This is a genomic window from Luteimonas galliterrae, from assembly GCF_023374055.1.
In the GTDB taxonomy this organism is placed as follows: Bacteria; Pseudomonadota; Gammaproteobacteria; order Xanthomonadales; family Xanthomonadaceae; genus Luteimonas_C; species Luteimonas_C galliterrae.
The window spans coordinates 431,460-449,508 of the sequence record NZ_JAMBEP010000001.1 but is presented as its reverse complement, the minus strand read 5'-3'; the positions used below and the strand labels follow the sequence as shown (position 1 = coordinate 449,508).

The window sequence follows — 18,049 nt, the reverse complement described above, 5'->3', positions numbered from 1 at the left end:
AATGGTTCCTGATCGGCGGCTGCACGCACTTTACCGCCGGACGGGCCGGGCCGATAAACTCGGACGATGCGCAAACCCGGACTGCTCATCGCCGCCCTGCTGCTGGTCGCCCTGGCGCTGCTGTGGCCGCGGCTGACCACTACGCCGGATCAGCCGGCGACCGCGATCGGCACTTCGGTGCCGCAGCGGCCCGGCGACGCTCCGCATCCCTCCTCGCAGCCGCCGGACGCCAGCGCCACGCTGCCGGAATTCCTGCCGCGCGAGGCGCACGAAACCTTGCGGCTGATCGCCCGCGGCGGCCCGTTCCCGCACCGTCAGGACGGCAGCGTATTCGGCAACCGCGAAGGCCGGCTGCCGAGCAAGCCGCGCGGCTACTACCGCGAATACACCGTCGACACGCCGGGCCTGGGCCATCGCGGCGCGCGGCGGATCGTCACCGGCGGCGATCCGCCCGAAGCCTGGTACTACAGCGACGACCATTACGACAGTTTCCAGGCCTTCGATCCTGGTCCGTACGGAGCGCGGCGATGAGCGAATCGGGTTTCGACCTGGGCCTGTCCGACCCGGCGCGCGCCGGCGTGTTCCTGGTCGCGGCCGACGATCTGGCCACGCTCGACGTGCTGACGCGCGACGCCGGCCTGCGCGCCTGGCGCATCGACCTGAGCGAATGCCGCAACAAGGCCATGCTGCTGCTGCGCATCGCCACGATGCTGGAATTTCCCGGCAGTTTCGGCCGCAACTGGGACGCGTTGTCGGACGGCCTGCGCGACCTGAGCTGGCTGCCGGCCGACGGCTATGCCTTGCTGTTGGAAGGCGGCGCCGATTTGCGTGCGGCCGATCCGGCCAGTTTCGAGACCTTGCTCGACATCCTCGGCGAGGCCTCGAAAGAATGGACCGCGCGCGATGTCGCGTTTTGGGCTTTCGTCGCCCTGCCCGAAGACGCCTTCGAAACCGCTTTGTAGGCTTTTTTGTAGGAGCGGCTTCAGCCGCGAGCTTTTGATCTTTTGCTCAGCGGTCTGGCAAAAAAGCTCGCGGCTAAAGCCGCTCCTACAAAGGGCGCAAAGCAAACGCTCTAACCGAGCAGTCCGTACGGCCCGCCCTTCTGCAACGCGCGCTGGTACGCCGGCCGCGCGTGGATGCGCTGCAGGAACGCCGCCAGTTGCGGATAGCGCTCGTAACCCAGCCTCACCGCGCCAGCCTCGACCGGAAAACTCATCTGGATGTCGGCGGCCGAGAACTGTCCGCCCGCGAACCAGCCATACCGCTCCAGTTCGCTTTCCATATGGTCGAAATGCAATTTGAGCTGCGGCCCGACGACGGTCTTCAAGGCCTTGTCCGCGATCCCGCGCGCGATCGGCTTGGCGAAGAACGGCATCGGCGCCGATTTCAGCCGCCGGAATACCAGGCTCATCAGCAGAGGCGGCATCGCCGAACCTTCGGCGTAGTGCATCCACCTGCGGTATCGCAGATGTTCGGGGGTGCCCGGCGCCGGCGCCAGCTGGTGGCCGGTATCGTGCCGCTCCAGCAGCGTTTCCAGCACTGCACCGGACTCGACCAGCACGTCGTCGCCGTCGATCACCACCGGCGACTTGCCGAGCGGATGCACCGCGCGCAGCTCCGGCGGCGCCAGCAGGGTTTTGGGGTCGCGCTGGTAGCGCACGATCTCGTAGTCGAGGCCCAGTTCTTCGAGCAGCCATAGCACGCGCTGCGAACGGGAGTTGTCGAGGTGATGGACGACGATCATGTCACTGCTCCAGTTCCGACCAGCGCGCGTAGGCCGCATCGAGCTCGGCCTGCGCCGCGGCCAGGACGTCGTTGTGGGCGACGATCGCGCCGCCGTCGCGCTGGTAGAAGCCCGGTTCGTTCATTTGCGCAGTCAGCTCGGCGATGCGCGTTTCCAGGGCTTCGATCCGCAAAGGCAGCGATTCCAGCTCGCGCACATCTTTATAACTGAGCTTGCGCTTCGAAGGCGCGGCTGGAACCGGCGACGGCGGCGGCGCGGCTTTCGCAGCGGCGGCAGCGGTCGCGGCGACCGGCCTTTGCCGCAGCCAATCGCTGTACCCGCCGATGTACTCGCCGACGTTCCCGTCGCCTTCCATGACCAAGGTGGACGTCACGACGTTGTCGAGGAAATCGCGGTCGTGGCTGACCAGCAACAGCGTGCCGGGATAATCGGCGAGCATTTCCTCCAGCAATTCCAGCGTTTCCACGTCCAGGTCGTTGGTCGGCTCGTCCATCACCAGCAGGTTGGACGGCTGCGCGAACAGCTTGGCCAGCAGCAGGCGGTTGCGTTCGCCGCCGGACAGGCGGGTGATCGGCGCTCGCGCCCGTTCGGGCGTGAACAGGAAGTCCTGCAGGTAACCGAGCACGTGCTTGCTGCCGCCGCCGACATCGATGAATTCGCGGCCTTCGGCGACGTTGTCCAGCGCGTTCCAGTCCTCGCGCAGCGCGGCGCGGTACTGGTCGAAATAGGCCACTTGCAATTGCGTGCCGATCTTCACCTCGCCTGCATCGGGCGGCAACTGGCCCAACAGCAGTTTCAGCAGCGTGGTCTTGCCGCTGCCGTTCGGGCCGATCAGGCCGATGCGGTCGCCGCGCATCACCGTAGCCGAGAAATCGCGGACGATGGGCCGGCCGTCGAAACCGAAGGAGACTTCCTTCGCTTCGATCACCTTGCGGCCCGAAGCGCCGGCCTGGGAGGTCTGCAGGCGCACGTTGCCGCTGGCCTCGCGCCGTGCGGCGCGCTCGCTGCGCATCGCCTGCAGGCGCCGCACGCGGCCCTCGTCGCGGGTGCGGCGGGCTTTGATGCCCTGCCGGATCCAGGCTTCCTCCTGCGCCAGCAGCTTGTCGAAGCGCGCGTTCTCCTGGGCCTCCGCGTTCAGCCGTTCCTCGCGCCGGCGTTCGTAATTGGCCCAGTCGCCGGGCCAGCTGGTGACACGGCCGCGATCGATTTCGACGATGCGCGTGGCCAGCGCGCGCAGGAAGCGCCGGTCGTGGGTGACGAACACCAGCGCGCCCTGCCAGCCCTTCAGGAAGCCTTCGAGCCAGTCGATCGCCTCGATGTCGAGATGGTTGGTGGGTTCGTCCAGCAACAGCAGATCCGGCGCGGACACCAGCGCCCGAGCCAGCAATACGCGCCGCTTCATGCCGCCGGACAGGGCCGCGAAATCGGCGTCGCCGTCCAGGCCCAGCCGCGCCAGCGTTTCCTCGACCTTGCGGTCCAGCGACCAGCCGTGCGCGGCCTCGATCCGGCCCTGGACCTGCGCCAAAGCCTGGGTGTCGATGCGTTCGGCGTGGATCAGATGGTGGTAGTCGGCCAGCAGCGCGCCGAGTTCGCCCAGGCCGGCGGCGACCACGTCGAACACGCTGCCGGCGGCGTCCAACGGCACTTCCTGCTCCAGCCGCGCGACCCGGCGCCCGCCCTCGCGACGGATCTCGCCGTCGTCGGGGACCAGTTCGCCGGCCAGCAACCGCAGCAAGGTCGATTTGCCGGCGCCGTTGCGGCCGATCAGGGCGATCCGCTCGCCCGGTTCGATGGTCAGGTCGACGCGTTCCAGCAGCAGCGGGCCGCCGACGCCATAGTCGACGGCGTTCAAGGTGATCAGGGACATGGGGATAGTCTAGCGGCGCGCGGCCGCCCGCAGTACGCTTGTCGCCGCCGACCACCACCACCGGAGCGCGCCATGGCCAAGGGCTTGGACAAGAAGAAAGAAGACAAGAAGAAACCCGAGAAAACGCTGAAAGAGAAACGCGCAGCGAAGAAAGAGAAAAAAGCCGGCAAATAAGCCGGCTTTTTTCTTATTTGAAGCCGGCTTCCGCTTTTCGTAGGGGTGGTTTTTGTAGGAGCGGCTTCAGCCGCGAGCTCTTTCTGCCAGATCGCGCCAAGCCGCCGGAAAAGCTCGCGGCTGAAGCCGCTCCTACAAAAAAAGCCAGCCTCAGGAGCTGCAGGACAGCATCGAACAACCGGCACGGTCTCGCGCCCAGTCGGGACGCTTGCGGGCGAAGACCTCGCGGCCAGGCTGTTCGTCGTAGGGCCGTCGCATGACGTCCAACAACTCGGCGATGCCGCTTTCGTCGCCTTGCTCGGCCCGGTCGATCGCCTGTTGCGCCAGATAGTTGCGCAAGACGTATTTCGGGTTGGCGGCGCGCATCCGCTCGCGCCGCTGCTGCGGCGACAGGGGATCTTCGCGCAGGCGGGCGGCGTAGCGCGACAACCAGTCGAGCAAGGCCGGCTCCACCTGGCTGCGTTTGGCTTCGTCGTAAAAGGCTTCGTCGAACGGCGCGACGCCGGGAGTAGCGGCATCGAGATCGGACAGCGCACGGAAGAAGATCGTCATATCTATTTCGCCGTCGTGCATGAGCTGGTGAAGGTCGCGGATCAGGGCGATGTCGTCTTCGCGGCATTCCGCCAAACCGAGCTTGCGCGCGACGTTGTCGCGATCGGCGTGCGTATAGGCCTCGGCGTAACGGTCCAAGCCGGCCTGCAGCGGTTCGACCGTGGCGAACAGCGGCGCCAGCGCCTGCGCCAGCTTGCCCAGGTTCCAGTGCGCGATCTTCGGCTGCCAGCCGAAACGGTAGCGGCGGCCGTGCGCATCGGTGGTGTTGGGCGTCCAGTCCGGGGCGTAGTCGTCGATCCAGCCGTAGGGGCCGTAATCGATGGTCAGGCCGAGGATCGACATGTTGTCGGTGTTCATCACGCCGTGCACGAAGCCGACGCGCATCCAATCCGCGACCATCTTCGCGGTGCGCTCGCAAACCTGCGCGAACCAGTCCGCATATAGGGCTACGCCCTCGCCCGCGAGCTCGGGAAAATCGCGGCGCACCGTGAAATCGGCCAGTTGCTTGAGCAGGCCGACATCGCCACGCGACGCGGGCAGCTCGAAATTTCCGAAACGGACGAACGATGGCGCCACCCGGCAAACGATCGCGCCCGGTTCCGGCCGCGGATGGCCGTCGTAGAACATGTCGCGCACCACCTCCCCGCCGGTGCCGATCAGGCACAGCGCGCGCGTGGTCGGCACGCCCAGGTGGTGCATGGCCTCGCTGCACAGGAATTCGCGGATCGACGAGCGCAATACGGCGCGGCCGTCGGCGCTGCGCGAGTACGGCGTCGGCCCGGCGCCCTTCAGTTGCAATTCCCAGCGCTCGCCGGCGGCGTTCACGGTCTCGCCAAGAGCGATCGCACGGCCGTCGCCGAGCTGGCCCGCCCAGTGGCCGAACTGATGGCCGCCGTAGTTGGCCGCGTACGGCCGCATGCCTTCGAACAAGGCATTACCGCCGAATACTTGCGCGAATTCCGGCTTCGCGATATCGGCGTCGGAAATGCCCAGCGTCGCCGCCATTTCGCGCGAATAGGCGATCAGCCGCGGCGCGACGACCGGCGTCGGTTCGACGCTCGACCACAAAGCGCCATGCACCTGGCGGAGGCGCGCGCCGCTTTCCGGGTCGCCCGGCAATTCCCGGATGAAGGCGTTATCGAATCGCATGCGTATCAGATGGGGCTTAGCCGGCCGCGATCAACCGTAGCCCGGGTGGAGCCGAAGACGATACCCCGGGCCAGGTCGCGTCGTGATCCCGGGCATCGCCTTCGGCTCCACCCGGGCTACCAGAAGGGACGCGGAAGAGACAGGTACGGCGCCACCAACCAATAGGCTCCGAACAGCAGCAGCGCCCACAGCGCGAACTTCAATACGAAACCGACCACTTTCAACGCGAAATACAGGATCACCAGCAGCAACGCGATTCCGACCCAGGTCATGCCCGCTCCAATGCGATGGAATTATGCGCGGTCGCCAGCGGCCTCATTGCCGGATCCAGCGCCAACCGCTCGTCGAATACGAAACAGCGCCCGTCGTAATGCGCGCCGCCGACCTGTTCGAAATAACCCAGGATGCCGCCGTCAAGCTGCAGCACGTTGTCCATGCCCTCGGCGCGCATCCACAACGCGGCTTTCTCGCAGCGGATGCCGCCGGTGCAGAAGCTGACCACGGTGGCCGCGGACAGCGCCTCGCGATGCGGCGCCAGCGCTTCGGGCAAATCGGTGAAATTGTCGATCGGCAAGGTCAGCGCGCCGGCGAAGGTGCCGTAACCGACTTCCTCGCGATTGCGCGTGTCGAGCAGCACGACCGGCTTGCCGGCATCGTCGTGGCCTTGCGCCAGCCAGCGCGCGAGATCGGCCGGCGCCACCGCAGGCGCGCGCTCCGCGAGCGGCGAGGCGCCTTCTCGACGGAAACTGATGATTTCCGGTTTCACCTTCACCTTGAGCCTGGCGAACGGTTGCGCGTCGCTTTCGCTGAGCTTGGTGCGGATGCCGGCGAATCGCGCATCGCCGCGCAGCCGCTGCAGAAAAGCCTCGATCGCCTCTGCGGCACCGGCCAGGAACAGGTTGATGCCTTCCCCCGCCACCAGCACGGTGCCGCGCAATCCGCCCGCTTCGGCCCACGCGCGCACCTGCGAAGCGAGCGCATCGGGGTCGGCCACGGGCACGAAATGGTAGGCGGCGAGGTTCAGGACCATGCGGCTAGTTTACCGGCGTCCTGCGGGCGGCGCCGGCCAGGCCGCGAATACGAGGCTGCAGCAGGTGGTGGCGCCTTCGGCTTTCTGCAGTTCCGAGACGTCCACGGCGGTCACGGCGATGCCCGCGGCGCGCAAACGCTCCCGCGTGCGCGGAAAATTGGCTGGATAAAGCAGCTGGTCGCCGATGCGCAAGGCATTGGCGGCGTGCGCTTCGCCCGGGTCGACTTCGATGACCTGGAAATCGGCGAAGGCGTCGGCATCCACCCACTCCGGCTGCAGCAGCACGCGATCCTGCGCCACCTGGGTAACCGCCGACTTCAGATGAAGGCAGCCGCTGATCGGCACGGGCTGTACCCGGTAACCGTAATCCGCGACCAGTTGGCCCAGTTGCGCGATGCCGTCGGCGTTGCTGCGGTCGGACTGGCCGACGTACAGCACGCGCCCGATCCGCAGCACGTCGCCGCCATCCAGCGTCGCCGGCGTGGACATCGACACGACCGGCCGGTACTGCGCCAGCGCCTGTGCGACGCTCGGCGATTCGGCGCGCCGGGACTTCGCGCCGGAACGGGTCATGATAGCGACCTCGTCCAGCACGACCGCCATATCCTCGACGAAGACCGCGTCCGGCAGCGCATCCTGCGCCGCCAGCGCGACGACCGTGCAGCCCAGCGATTCGAGGGCTTGCGCGTAATCGCGATGCTGGGCGAGGGCGCGTTCGACATCGACGCGTGTGCGGGGCACGTACGACAGCTCGCAGTCGCCCAGGCTGGCGCTGACCTCGCGGACGATGGCGATCCGCGTACCGCCCGGCGTCACTTCTTGGCCGCCTTCTTCGCCTTGTCGGCAGCCGCCTTCTCGCGCGCGGCCTTGTCGGCCTTGAACTCGTCCATGTAGGGCAAGTCGCGCAGCACCTTGGAGTGCGGGTCGATGGTGTAGACCGCGCCGGCCGGCATCTCCACGCGGCCCTGCCCGTTCTTCATCGCCACGACCCGGTCGCGGCCGTCGACGCGCACTTCCACCGGCATCGGGAACGGCTTATCCGCAGGCGTTTTCCAGCGCAGCGCCAGGCCCTTCGCGTCGCGCGTGGCGACCAGTTGCGGCAATGCCGCCTGGTACAAATAAACGTCGAAGAACCAGCGGTAGTCGCGGCCGGTGACCTTGTCGACGATGGCGATGTACTCCGGCGTGCTCAGGTACAACGGCTTGAAATTGCCCGGCGCGGGCTTGTCGGTGCCGTAGACGGCCTGCCGCGTGACCGCGAAGAAATCCTTGTCGCCGATCAGGTTGCGCAGCGTGTGCAGGATCAGCGAGCCTTTGGCGTAAATATCCCCGCCCGGACCTACCTTGCCGTCATAGACGCCCCCCATCGGCTTGTTCGAACCGGACACCACGGGGAACTTGTTGGCGATCCGGGTCCTTTGGGCGTGCAGCAGAGCGTAGTACCACTGGCTTCCGTAGCGGTATTCCATGTAGAGAGGCTGCATGTAGCTGCCGTAGCCTTCGTGCAGCCACATGTCGTCCCAGTCGACGTTGGTCAGCTGGTTGCCGAACCATTCGTGTGCGAATTCGTGCTGCAGCAGCTCGTCGTAGCCGAATTCCGTCTTCACATACTCGTTGCCGTAGGCATTGATGCTCTGATGCTCCATGCCCAGGTGCGGCGTTTCGGCCACGCCCATCTTCTCGTCGCCGAACGGGTACGGGCCGATGTAGCTTTCGAAGAAATCCAGCATCAGCGGGAACTCTTCGAATAGTACCCGGGCCTTGGCCTGATGGCCTTTCAGATACCAGAAGCGCAGCGGAATGATATTGCCGTAACGACTCATGTAGTCAGCCTCGAGCACCTCGTAAGGACCGATGTTGAGCGCGATGGCATAAGTGTTGGGGGCGCGTGTGCGCCAGTGGTAGGTACGCCAGCCGTCTTTCTCCTCCATGCCCATCGCCACGCCGTTGCCGGCCGCGACCAGCGGCGCCGGTACCGTGATGTGCTGGTCGACTTGCAGAGGCTCGCCCATCGGATGATCGATGCAGGGCCAGAACAGATCGCAGCCCTGGAGTTGCACGGCGGAGGCGACCCAGGGCTCGCCGGTCGGCGCCTTGGCCCAGACGAAGCCGCCGTCCCAGGGCGCGCGGTCGGCGACGTGCGGCTTGCCGGCGTAGACGATGCGCAGCACCGCGCGCTCGCCGGCGGCGAGCGGCTTGGGCAGGTCTATCGCCATCCTGCCATCCGGATTCCGATAGCCGCCTTTGACGATGGGCTTGCCATCGATGGAAACCAATCGGATCGCGTAATTGCGATCAAAATCCACCACCAGCCGCGACACCGGAGCGGTGGCGCGGAACGTCAGCGCGGCGTCTCCACTCAGGCTTTTTTTGGCTGGATCCACTTTGAACTGCAGGTCGGCCTTTTCGAAAACCACCGCCAACTGCTCGGGCGCGCGCGACGCGCCGGAATCGTAGGTGTGCTTGGTCAATGCGCCCTGCCTTGCCCAGGTCACCGGCGAGAACGCCGTCAAAACGACCAGCAACGCACCGAAACTTCTGTTCATCGATTCCCCCTGACGACTGCAGATCTCACTGGGACAAGCGGCCATGGCCGCTTGGGCCTATTTCTTCTTGTTTTTCTGCTCCGCTGCTTTTTTCTCGCGCGCGGCCTTGTCGGCCTTGAACTCGTCCATGTAGGGCAAGTCGCGCAGCACCTTGGAGTGCGGATCGACGGTATAGACCGCGCCGGCCGGCATCTCCACGCGGCCCTGCCCGTTCTTCATCGCCACGACCCGGTCGCGGCCGTCGACGCGCACTTCCACCGGCATCGGGAACGGCTTGTCGGCGAGGGTTTTCCAGCGCAAAGACAAGCCTTTCCCATCGCGCGTGGCGATCAGTTCCGGCAAAGCCGCCTGGTAGAGATAGACGTCGAAGAACCAGCGGTAATCGCGGCCGGTGACCTTATTGACGATGGCGATGTATTCGGGCGTGCTCAGGTACAACGGCTTGAAATTGCCCGGCACGGGCTTGTCGGCGCCATAGACGGCCTGCCGCGTGACCGCGAAGAAATCCTTGTCGCCGATCAGGTTGCGCAGCGTGTGCAGGATCAGCGAGCCCTTGTAATACAGGTCGTGGCCGGGACCCGTCGCTTCGTCGTAAACCTGGCTGCCGGTCTGGCTCTTGCCGGACACTACCGGGAACTTGTTGATCAGGTCGGCGCGATGCTTCATCAGGTTGGCGTAGTACTCCATGTCGCCGCGCAGCCACTGCAGGTACAGCGGCTGCATGTAGGTGCCGTAACCCTCGTGCAGCCACATGTCGTCCCAGTCGACGTTGGTCAGCTGGTTGCCGAACCATTCGTGCGCGAATTCGTGCTGCAGCAGCCAGTCGTAGCCGTATTCGCTTTTCTTGTATTCGTTGCCGTAGGCGTTGACGGTCTGGTGCTCCATGCCCAGGTGCGGCGTTTCGACCACGCCCATCTTCTCGTCGCCGAACGGATACGGGCCGATGTAGGCCTCGAAGAAATCGAGCATCTCGGGGAATTCGGCGAACAAGCCGCGGGCCTTGTCGGCGTTGCCCTTCAGATACCAGAAACGCAGCGGAACCGTGTTGCCGTAACGGCTCTTGTAGCTGCCCTCGAGCAATTCGTAGGGACCGATGTTCAGCGCGATCGCATAGGTGTTCGGATTGCGCGCGCGCCAGTGATAGGTGCGCCAGCCGTCTTTTTCTTCCATGCCCATCGCCACGCCGTTGCCGGCCGCGACCAGCGGCGCGGGGACGGTGATGTGCTGGTCGACCTGCAAGGGCTCGCCCATCGGATGGTCGATGCATGGCCAGAACAGGTCGCAGCCTTCGCCCTGCACCGCGGAAGCGATCCACGGCTCGCCGGTGGGCGCCTTGGCCCAGACGAAGCCGCCGTCCCAGGGCGCGCGGTCGGCGACATGCGGCTTGCCGGCGTAGACGATGCGCAGCACCGTGCGCTCGCCGGCGGCGAGCGGTGTGGGCAAGGTCACCGTCATGCGGCCGTCCGGATTGCCGTATTCGCTCTTGGCGAGCTTCTTGTCGTCGACAGAAACCGACTCGACCGCGTAATTGCGGTCGAGTTCCACCGCCAATCGCGAGATCGGCGCCGTGGCGCGGAAGGTCAACGCCGCATCGCCGTGCAGGCTTCGATTGGCCGGATCCACCTTGAACCGCAGATCGGCCTTTTCGAACACCACCGCCCTCTGTTCCGGCGTCCGCTGCGCGCCGGTGGCGAGCGTGAGATCGGTCAATGCCGGCTGCTTGGCCGGTTGTTTCGCGCCTGCGGCGGCGCTTGCGGCCAGCAGCAGGCAGATGGCGAGCGTGGAGAGGATTTTCGGCATGGCTTGAGAGTCCTGGCGTGGTATCGGGCGCTGCGCCGTGCGGGCCGGCCACATGCCTATCCGGCGAACCATGTCATATCGCATCCCCGGCCACCACCTGCCTGAAGTCACAGCGGCCGCGCTGCGCCTACACTATGTGCCGCTTTCCTCCGCAGAATCTGGCACATGGCGCTCAAATCCACCGTATTCCGGGCCGAATTGCAGGTCAGCGACATGGACCGGCACTACTACGGCACCCATGCGTTGACGCTGGCGCGCCACCCTTCCGAAACCGACGAGCGCCTGATGGTGCGCTTGCTGGCGTTCGCCTTGTATGCCGACGACCGGCTGGAATTCGGCCGCGGCCTGAGCAGCGACGACGAGCCCGACCTGTGGCGCAAATCGCTGACCGGCGAGATCGAATTGTGGATCGACCTGGGCCAGCCCAGCGAGCAGGACATCCGCAAGGCCTGCGGCCGTGCGCGCCAAGTGGTGATCGTCAACTACAGCGGCCGCAGCGCCGATCTCTGGTGGGACAAGAACGCCGGCTCGCTGGCGCGCTCGGGCAATCTGACGGTGATCGACATCGCGCCGGGAACCGTCGACGCGCTGGCCGCGCTCGCCGATCGCGGCATGCGCCTGCAATGCATGGTGCAGGACGGCCAGGCCGAGTTGTACGGCGAAGGCAGCAGCATCGCCGTCGAGAAACGCGTGCGCCTGGCGCCTGCAGACGCGGTGCATTGACCGCGTGAGCGAGGCTTACGACGTCCTGGTCATCGGCGGCGGCGCGGCCGGGCTGATGTGCGCCCTCACCGCCGGCCAACGCGGACGGCGCGTGTTGGTGGTCGAGCATGCCAACCGGGTCGGCAAGAAGATCCTGATGTCGGGCGGCGGGCGCTGCAACTTCACCAACACCGGTACGGGACCCGGCAATTTCCTGTCGGCCAATCCGCATTTCTGCAAGTCGGCGCTGGCGCGCTATACGCCGTCGGATTTCATCGGCCTGGTGGAGAAGCACGGCATCGCTTACCACGAGAAGGAGCTCGGACAGCTGTTCTGCGACGAGTCGTCCAAGCAGATCGTGCGCATGCTGCTGGACGAATGCGCGGCGGCCGGCGTGCGGATCGAGACCGGTTGCAGCATCGGGCGCGTCGCATCCGGCGACGGCGGATTCGCGGTGGAAAGCGCCTGCGGCACATTCGCGGCGCAAAGCCTGGCCGTGGCGAGCGGAGGATTGTCGATTCCCAGCATGGGCGCCAGCGGCTTCGGCTACGAATTGGCGCGCCAGTTCGGCCACACCGTGCTGCCGACCCGCGCCGGGCTGGTGCCGCTGACGCTGAGCGGAACGCATTCGGAGCGCTTGCAGGATCTCAGCGGCGTTTCCCTGCCGGTCGAAGCGGAGTGCAACGGCCAATCGTTCCGCAATGCCATGCTCGTCACGCACCGCGGCGTCAGCGGCCCTTCGATCCTGCAGATCTCCTCTTACTGGCGACCGGGCGACGATCTGCGCCTGGACCTGCTGCCGGGCCAGGATGCGCTGGCGTTCCTGCAAGCGCAGCGCCAGGCGCGCCCGGCGGCCGAGCTCAAGAGCGCGCTCGCCGAAGCGCTGCCGAAACGCTTCGCGCAGCGCTTGTGCGAGATCTGGTTCGACAACAAGCCGATGCGGCGGTACGGCGAACGCGAATTGCGCGATATCGCAGCGCAATTGCGGCGCTGGCCGCTGGTCGCCAGCGGCACCGAAGGCTATCGCACCGCCGAGGTCACGCTGGGCGGCGTCGACACGCACGAGCTATCGTCGGCCACGATGGAATCCAAACGCATGCCGGGGCTGTATTTCATCGGCGAAGTGGTCGACGTCACCGGCTGGCTCGGCGGCTACAACTTCCAATGGGCCTGGGCGTCGGGACATGCGGCCGGAGAAGCCGTCTGATGGGCGCGGCGCGCGCATTGGCCATCGTCGGCGGCGGCCCGGCCGGATTGATGGCCGCAGAAACGGCGCTTGCGGCAGGCACCGAAGTCGATCTGTACGAAGCGAAAGGCTCGGTCGGGCGCAAATTCCTCATCGCCGGCAAGGGCGGACTCAACCTCACCCATTCCGAACCGATGCCCGGATTCGCGCGGCGCTACCGCGAACGCGAAACCGACGTCGCTCGTTGGCTGCGCGACTTCGACGCGCAAGCCCTGCGCGACTGGGCGCGCGGATTGGGCGTGGAGACGTTCGTCGGCACCTCGGGGCGCGTGTTTCCGCTGGATCTCAAAGCCGCGCCGCTGTTGCGCGGATGGGTGCGGCGCCTGCGCGACCAAGGCGTGCGCTTCCATGTCCACCATCGCTGGTTGGGTTGGAACGACGACGGTTCGCTGCGCTTCGCGACGCCCGATGGCGAACGGAGCGTCGCCGCGGATGCCGTCGTACTGGCGCTGGGCGGCGGCAGCTGGCCCGAGTTGGGCTCCGATGGCGCATGGCAGACGGTATTGCGCGAACGCAGCATCGATGTGGCCCCGCTGCAACCGTCCAATTGCGGCTTCGACATCGGCTGGACCGGGCATTTCGCGGACCGCCATGCCGGCGCGCCGCTGAAACCGGTTGTCGCGCATTGGCGCGACCCGCAGGGCGGGATGCGGTCGCTGCAAGGAGAATGCGTGGCCACGGCGACGGGCATCGAAGGCAGCCTGATCTATGCGATCTCGGCGGACCTGCGCGATACGATCTCGCGCGAAGGCCGCGCCGCGCTGCACCTCGACCTCGCGCCGGGGCGCGAGACCGAACGCCTGCGCGATGCGCTCGCCAAGCCTCGCGGCAGCCGCAGCTTCAGCGAACACCTGCGCCGCCAAACCGGACTCGATGGCGTCAAGGCGGCGTTGATCCACGAAACGGTCGCCAAATCGCAGCTCGGCGATGCCGGATTCGTGGCGCAGACGATCAAGCGGCTGCCGTTGATCCTGCGCCGCCCTCGCCCGCTGGCCGAGGCGATCAGCAGCGCCGGCGGCGTGCGTTTGGAAGCCCTGGACGACACGCTGATGCTGAAAACCCTGCCGGGCACGTTCTGCGCCGGCGAGATGCTCGATTGGGAGGCGCCGACCGGCGGTTACCTGCTCACCGCTTGCTTCGCCAGCGGCAATCGCGCCGGCAAGGGCGCGCTCGAATGGGCGAGGGCCCGCTCTTCGTAGGAGCGGCTTCAGCCGCGAGCTTTTTTCACGTGCGCGGCAGACCAAGGGCTCGCGGCTGAAGCCGCTCCTACAAAGAGCGGTTCAGCGCTTCTCGTTGACCGCACGGCGCAGGTTGACGCGCGCCTGGGCGTCGTAGCGGTCGTGGAAGAAATCGCTGAGGAAGATGCGTTCTCGCGCCAGCAACGCCTTCAGGAACCGACGGCGATTGAGTTTGTACAGCCAGCGCGGCACGTGCCTGTACTCGGCAGCGATGCCGCGGTCGTAAGCATCGAAAGCCGCAGGCTCGGCGCCGAGGATGGCCATGTCGCAATCCAGGAACAAGGCCGCGTCCCGGTCGACATCGGCGGCGCTCAGCTGCCCGTGGCGGGCGGTGCAATCGATCAGCTGGGCGACACGGCCGCCGTCCACGCCCGCGCCGGGCAGCCATAGCGCGATCTGTTCCATCGCCAGTTGCGCCGAGCGCGATTCGTTGTCGTTGCGGCCGGGTTCGTAGATCGCATCGTGGTACAGCACGGCTAGATAGGGTTCGACCGGACGCGTCCAGCCCGGCCCTTGCGCCACGTCCGCGTAATGGCGCAGCACTTCCTGCACATGGCCGAAATTATGGTAAGCCCGCGGCGGCGTAGCGTACGACGTTTCCAGTTCCGCCATGGCCTGCGGCGGCATGACGATGGGAGGCGCGATCGCCGTCATCGGCCTGCCTCGCCCGCTGCGGCGCGCGTGCGGCGCATGGAGAACAGCAGCACGAAGCCCAACGCCATGGCGATGGCCACGTCGCGCGCTTCCTGCGCGCTGCCCTGCGCCAGCAGCCAGGCGATGACCGCCAGCGCCACGGCCGCCGTCAGCGCGCCGCCCGGCGCGCGAAACAACGCCGGCGCGATGTCGTCGCGGCGGCGCAACACCGGCAATGCGGCACAGGTCGCGGCGTAGGCCAGCAAACGGGTCAGCGTGCTGATCGCCACCGCCGACAGGAACGAGCCCGACAACGTCAACGCCAACATGCAAGCGGACGACACCGCGATCGCCACATGCGGCGTGTGGAAGCGCGCATGCGTGGACGCCAGCGCGCGCGGCAGCTGTCCCTGCTCGGCCATCGCGAACAGGATGCGCGGCGCGGCCAGCACCAGCCCGTTCAAGGTGCCGGCGATCGACACCAGCGCGCCCACCGCGATCGCGGCCGCGCCGAACGAACCCGCGAAACGCGCGGCCGCATCGGCCAGCGGACGCGACGAGTCCGCCAACCCGGGCAAGGTGCCTATGCAGACGGCCTGCACGCCGATGTAGACCGGCACGATCACCGCCATCGCCGCAAGCACCGCGAACGGCAGGTTGCGGCGCGGATCGCGGACTTCGCCGACCGGCACCGTCGCGGTTTCGAAGCCGGTGAAGGCGAACACCAGCAACAGCATCGCCGCCGAAAAATCGGCGCGGGCGGGCGTCGCTTTCGGCGCATAAGCGGCAGGGTCGATGAAGAACAGACCTACGGCGACGAACAGCACCAGCGGCACCAGCTTGCCGATGGTGAAAGCGTTGGCCACGAACGCCGCAGGCCTCACGCCGCGGATGTTCACCGCCGCGATCAGGCCGACCGCGCCGATCACCAACATCGTCCGCCACAACGGCGACAGGGCCGCGGGCCAGAAATGCGCCAGGTATTCGACCAACAGATTGCACAAGGCCGCGAACGCGGTGACGCGGGTCAGCCAGACCAGCCAGCCCACCTGAAACCCGACGACCGGGCCGAACGTCGCCCGCGCATACAGGTAAGGCCCGCCGGTGCGCTCGAAGCGGCTGCCGACCTCGGCGAAACACAACACGATCAGCACCACCAACGCCGCGCAGGCCAGATAGGCGAGCAAGGCATAAGGCCCGAGCAGTTCGTGCACGCGCGAAGGCAGGCCGAAGATGCCGGCCCCGATCACCGAATTGATGAACAACGCCACCAGGCTGCCGCGGCCGATGCCGCGGATCAGGCCTTCGTCGGTGCGGTCGATGGCTGGCACGCGACTCCTCGCAACGGCGCCGGAACGCGGCACGTTAGCACGTGCTGCGCGCGGTATCCGGCGCGTGCGCGGCCGGCGCTATTTTTTCGCGTTCGAGGAATAGCTCATTACTTTGCAAAGCGAGACCCCGGCCGCCGAGGCCGCGGGCAAGGCTTCGCCCTGCAGCGCCATCAGCTTGATCACGTCGGTGTCGCCCTCGGTCACCTTGGCCAGCGCGATGTAGCCGGTCTTGCCGGTGCTGCAGAAAGCGTCGTTGGCGCCCTTGTCCGGCGGCGTCTGTTCCACCACGCGGCGCAGTTCGACGGTCTGCTCCGGCACGATCAGCATCGTGTCGGCGTAACGGGCCGCAGCGTTGTACTGGTCGTTGCCCCTGACGATGGCGGCGCGCTCGGTAACGAAGCTGGCGCCGTTCTCGCCTTTGATCGCCATGTCTTCGATGGTCAGCTTCCCGGTGGCCGCCTCGGCCACGGGATCGGCCGGAGCGAATACGCCCAGGGCCACGGCGGGCGGCATCGGCGGGGCCGCGCGTTGCACCGGCTGCGCGCTGGGATCGGAGGTGGGCACTTCCGGCGGCGGCGGCGCGGTAGCCGTGGTCGCCGCAGGCGGGGCGGCGGTGGTTTCCGGGGGCGGCGCCTGCGTGCGATCGCAGCCGGCGGCCAATGCCAAGAGAACGGATAGGGAAACAGCGACGGCGGCACGGCAATGACGAACTGAATACAAAACGATATTCCCCATACGGCAGATGGTCGACGCACGATCATAAGGATCGCTTGTTCAACAAACGTTAGCCGGACCCGCCCCGTACGGGATTATGGCGGCGGCGGCGGCAAAAAAGTACCCCGCCCGCCCGTGCGGGACCGCAGCCACGCCGCGGCCAGGGCCAGCCATGCCACGATCAGCGCAATCGCGCCCTTCTGCGCCAGCCCGCGCGGCGCCTCGCGCCACAGCGCCAGCACCCAAACCGCCGCGAAGGCAGCGGCCGCCAGCAGGAAAGCCCGCGCGAAGCGCGAACGCCAGCGCGGATCCGCGCGCAGCCGCCACGACTGCAGCAACATCGCCGTGGTCACGCACAGGAAGGCGGTCTGCGCGGCGACGCCGTGCAACCAGCCCTGCAGCGTCGGCGCGCGCTGCGGCAGATTGCTGTCGGCGATGGCGGTCACGAACAAGCCCATCGCCGCCATCGCGAACAGCAGCCCGGGCGCCGCGCTGCGCGCCTGCGGATGCAGCGCGCGGTAATAGCCGGCGGCCAACAGCAGCAATGCGCAGCCGAGCGCGAAATAGGCGGCCTGCAACCACACGCCATGAGGGCCGAGCAGATAGAAGCTCATCGGCGCATGGCGCCAGTCCATATCCGGACGCAGGAACTGAACGGCCACGCAGACCAACGCAAAGACGGACAGGCCGGCCAGCGCCGCGGTCGCGAGCCATCGCACCTGCGGCGCGTGCTGGGGGGCGTCGATTCGTCCCACGGCGTCTTCCCTGCCCGGCCTGCGCTTCAGTAGGCGCCCATGTAGTCCTTCTTACCGATTTCTATGCCGTTATGGCGCAGCAAATCGTAGGCGGTCGCCACATGGAAGAAGAATTGCGGCAGTCCGTAATGCAGCAGATAGGTGCGGCCGTCGAGTTTGCGCTCTTTCGGTGTGCCCGGACGCAGCACGATCTCGCGGCGTTCGGCACCCTCGAACGCTTCCGCCGCAAGACTGTCGACGAAAGCCAGCGTCTTGGCGATGCGGGCGCGGAGCTGGCCGAAATCCTGCTCGGTGTCGTCGTCCACGGGCACGTCCGTGCCGGCCAGCCTCGCCGGCACGCTTTTGGCGAAATCGCAGGCGATCTGCACCTGGCGCAGCAGCGGGAACATGTCGGGGAACAGCCGCGCCTGCAGCAGCGCGCCCGGATCGATCTTGCGCTCGGCGGCGTGCTGTTCGGCCTTGGCGAGCAAGGCATCGAGGCTGGTGAGGAACTGCTTGAAGACGGGAACGGAAGCGGCGTGCATCGAGATCGACATTGCGCGGACCGGTGAGGGAATCCGGCCATGGT

The 18,049-nt window shown here is 66.8% G+C and carries 18 protein-coding genes; 5 read left to right on the top strand and 13 right to left on the bottom strand.

Features of this window, described 5'->3' with window-relative positions:
- The first annotated feature begins 66 nt into the window (after positions 1 to 66).
- Both M2650_RS02075 and M2650_RS02070 read left to right on the top strand, forming a co-directional pair.
- Positions 67 to 531 carry a guanyl-specific ribonuclease gene (locus M2650_RS02075; RefSeq protein WP_249470557.1) on the top strand — a complete coding sequence of 155 codons (465 nt, stop codon included), beginning with the start codon at positions 67 to 69 and terminating at the stop codon, positions 529 to 531.
- Positions 528 to 962, top strand: coding sequence for a barstar family protein (locus tag M2650_RS02070; RefSeq protein WP_249470555.1), 435 nt, complete (start codon positions 528 to 530; stop codon positions 960 to 962). Before M2650_RS02075 ends, M2650_RS02070 begins: the two co-directional genes overlap by 4 nt.
- 110 nt (positions 963 to 1,072) lie before the next feature.
- On the opposite strand, the gene M2650_RS02065 is transcribed toward M2650_RS02070, so the two are convergent.
- The 8 genes from M2650_RS02065 to M2650_RS02030 all read right to left on the bottom strand — a co-directional run bounded on the left by M2650_RS02065 (position 1,073) and on the right by M2650_RS02030 (position 10,862).
- Positions 1,073 to 1,744: a glutathione S-transferase gene (locus tag M2650_RS02065; protein ID WP_249470552.1), complete on the bottom strand. Its 672-nt coding sequence runs from the start codon at positions 1,742 to 1,744 to the stop codon at positions 1,073 to 1,075.
- A 1-nt stretch (position 1,745) separates the two neighbouring features.
- On the bottom strand, positions 1,746 to 3,611 hold the full coding sequence (locus M2650_RS02060) for an ATP-binding cassette domain-containing protein (RefSeq protein WP_249470550.1): 1,866 nt from the start codon (positions 3,609 to 3,611) through the stop codon (positions 1,746 to 1,748).
- Between the two features lie 324 nt (positions 3,612 to 3,935).
- Entirely contained in the window at positions 3,936 to 5,495 is a 1,560-nt protein-coding gene (locus tag M2650_RS02055) for a protein adenylyltransferase SelO (protein WP_249474140.1), read from the bottom strand.
- Positions 5,496 to 5,602: 107 nt separating this feature from the next.
- Positions 5,603 to 5,758 (bottom strand): hypothetical protein, encoded by a 156-nt coding sequence (locus M2650_RS02050; protein ID WP_249470548.1) that lies wholly within the window; start codon positions 5,756 to 5,758, stop codon positions 5,603 to 5,605.
- Positions 5,755 to 6,516 (bottom strand): sulfurtransferase, encoded by a 762-nt coding sequence (locus M2650_RS02045; protein WP_249470546.1) that lies wholly within the window; start codon positions 6,514 to 6,516, stop codon positions 5,755 to 5,757. Before M2650_RS02045 ends, M2650_RS02050 begins: the two co-directional genes overlap by 4 nt.
- A 9-nt stretch (positions 6,517 to 6,525) precedes the next feature.
- Positions 6,526 to 7,332 (bottom strand): dimethylarginine dimethylaminohydrolase family protein, encoded by an 807-nt coding sequence (locus M2650_RS02040; protein WP_249470544.1) that lies wholly within the window; start codon positions 7,330 to 7,332, stop codon positions 6,526 to 6,528.
- Entirely contained in the window at positions 7,329 to 9,062 is a 1,734-nt protein-coding gene (locus M2650_RS02035; protein ID WP_249470542.1) for a M1 family metallopeptidase, read from the bottom strand. Before M2650_RS02035 ends, M2650_RS02040 begins: the two co-directional genes overlap by 4 nt.
- A gap of 57 nt (positions 9,063 to 9,119) precedes the next feature.
- Positions 9,120 to 10,862, bottom strand: a complete 1,743-nt coding sequence (locus M2650_RS02030; RefSeq protein ID WP_249470540.1) for a M1 family metallopeptidase — start codon at positions 10,860 to 10,862, stop codon at positions 9,120 to 9,122.
- A gap of 165 nt (positions 10,863 to 11,027) precedes the next feature.
- Here M2650_RS02030 and M2650_RS02025 point away from each other — a divergent pair, with 165 nt between their 5' ends.
- From M2650_RS02025 to M2650_RS02015, 3 genes are read left to right on the top strand one after another with little or no spacing between them, the layout of a single operon-like run.
- Entirely contained in the window at positions 11,028 to 11,585 is a 558-nt protein-coding gene (locus M2650_RS02025; RefSeq protein ID WP_249470538.1) for a YaeQ family protein, read from the top strand.
- 55 nt (positions 11,586 to 11,640) lie between these two features.
- The gene (locus M2650_RS02020) at positions 11,641 to 12,771 is read left to right on the top strand and encodes a BaiN/RdsA family NAD(P)/FAD-dependent oxidoreductase (RefSeq protein WP_249474137.1); all 1,131 of its coding nucleotides are present in this window, start codon (positions 11,641 to 11,643) and stop codon (positions 12,769 to 12,771) included.
- Complete coding sequence (locus tag M2650_RS02015) at positions 12,771 to 14,009, top strand: TIGR03862 family flavoprotein (RefSeq protein WP_249470529.1); 1,239 nt, start codon at positions 12,771 to 12,773, stop codon at positions 14,007 to 14,009. The genes M2650_RS02020 and M2650_RS02015 overlap by 1 nt, the downstream gene beginning before the upstream one ends.
- A gap of 81 nt (positions 14,010 to 14,090) precedes the next feature.
- On the opposite strand, the gene M2650_RS02010 is transcribed toward M2650_RS02015, so the two are convergent.
- The 5 genes from M2650_RS02010 to M2650_RS01990 all read right to left on the bottom strand — a co-directional run bounded on the left by M2650_RS02010 (position 14,091) and on the right by M2650_RS01990 (position 18,017).
- Entirely contained in the window at positions 14,091 to 14,702 is a 612-nt protein-coding gene (locus tag M2650_RS02010) for an HD domain-containing protein (RefSeq protein ID WP_249470526.1), read from the bottom strand.
- Positions 14,699 to 16,012: an APC family permease gene (locus tag M2650_RS02005; RefSeq protein ID WP_249470523.1), complete on the bottom strand. Its 1,314-nt coding sequence runs from the start codon at positions 16,010 to 16,012 to the stop codon at positions 14,699 to 14,701. The genes M2650_RS02010 and M2650_RS02005 overlap by 4 nt, the downstream gene beginning before the upstream one ends.
- A gap of 78 nt (positions 16,013 to 16,090) precedes the next feature.
- Positions 16,091 to 16,678: a hypothetical protein gene (locus M2650_RS02000; protein ID WP_249470521.1), complete on the bottom strand. Its 588-nt coding sequence runs from the start codon at positions 16,676 to 16,678 to the stop codon at positions 16,091 to 16,093.
- A gap of 143 nt (positions 16,679 to 16,821) precedes the next feature.
- Positions 16,822 to 17,481 carry a DUF998 domain-containing protein gene (locus tag M2650_RS01995; protein WP_249470518.1) on the bottom strand — a complete coding sequence of 220 codons (660 nt, stop codon included), beginning with the start codon at positions 17,479 to 17,481 and terminating at the stop codon, positions 16,822 to 16,824.
- A 26-nt stretch (positions 17,482 to 17,507) separates the two neighbouring features.
- A complete protein-coding gene (locus M2650_RS01990; protein ID WP_249470516.1) occupies positions 17,508 to 18,017 on the bottom strand; it encodes a DUF1993 domain-containing protein in 510 nt (169 codons plus the stop codon).
- Positions 18,018 to 18,049 lie beyond the last annotated feature (32 nt).

Coding starts and splice junctions, on each gene's coding strand:
- M2650_RS02075 (WP_249470557.1), top strand. CDS start 67: ATGCGCAAACCCGGACTGCTCATCGCCGCCCTGCTGCTGGTCGCCCTG.
- M2650_RS02070 (WP_249470555.1), top strand. CDS start 528: ATGAGCGAATCGGGTTTCGACCTGGGCCTGTCCGACCCGGCGCGCGCC.
- M2650_RS02065 (WP_249470552.1), bottom strand. CDS start 1,744: ATGATCGTCGTCCATCACCTCGACAACTCCCGTTCGCAGCGCGTGCTA.
- M2650_RS02060 (WP_249470550.1), bottom strand. CDS start 3,611: ATGTCCCTGATCACCTTGAACGCCGTCGACTATGGCGTCGGCGGCCCG.
- M2650_RS02050 (WP_249470548.1), bottom strand. CDS start 5,758: ATGACCTGGGTCGGAATCGCGTTGCTGCTGGTGATCCTGTATTTCGCG.
- M2650_RS02045 (WP_249470546.1), bottom strand. CDS start 6,516: ATGGTCCTGAACCTCGCCGCCTACCATTTCGTGCCCGTGGCCGACCCC.
- M2650_RS02035 (WP_249470542.1), bottom strand. CDS start 9,062: ATGAACAGAAGTTTCGGTGCGTTGCTGGTCGTTTTGACGGCGTTCTCG.
- M2650_RS02030 (WP_249470540.1), bottom strand. CDS start 10,862: ATGCCGAAAATCCTCTCCACGCTCGCCATCTGCCTGCTGCTGGCCGCA.
- M2650_RS02025 (WP_249470538.1), top strand. CDS start 11,028: ATGGCGCTCAAATCCACCGTATTCCGGGCCGAATTGCAGGTCAGCGAC.
- M2650_RS02020 (WP_249474137.1), top strand. CDS start 11,641: ATGTGCGCCCTCACCGCCGGCCAACGCGGACGGCGCGTGTTGGTGGTC.
- M2650_RS02015 (WP_249470529.1), top strand. CDS start 12,771: ATGGGCGCGGCGCGCGCATTGGCCATCGTCGGCGGCGGCCCGGCCGGA.
- M2650_RS02010 (WP_249470526.1), bottom strand. CDS start 14,702: ATGACGGCGATCGCGCCTCCCATCGTCATGCCGCCGCAGGCCATGGCG.
- M2650_RS01990 (WP_249470516.1), bottom strand. CDS start 18,017: ATGTCGATCTCGATGCACGCCGCTTCCGTTCCCGTCTTCAAGCAGTTC.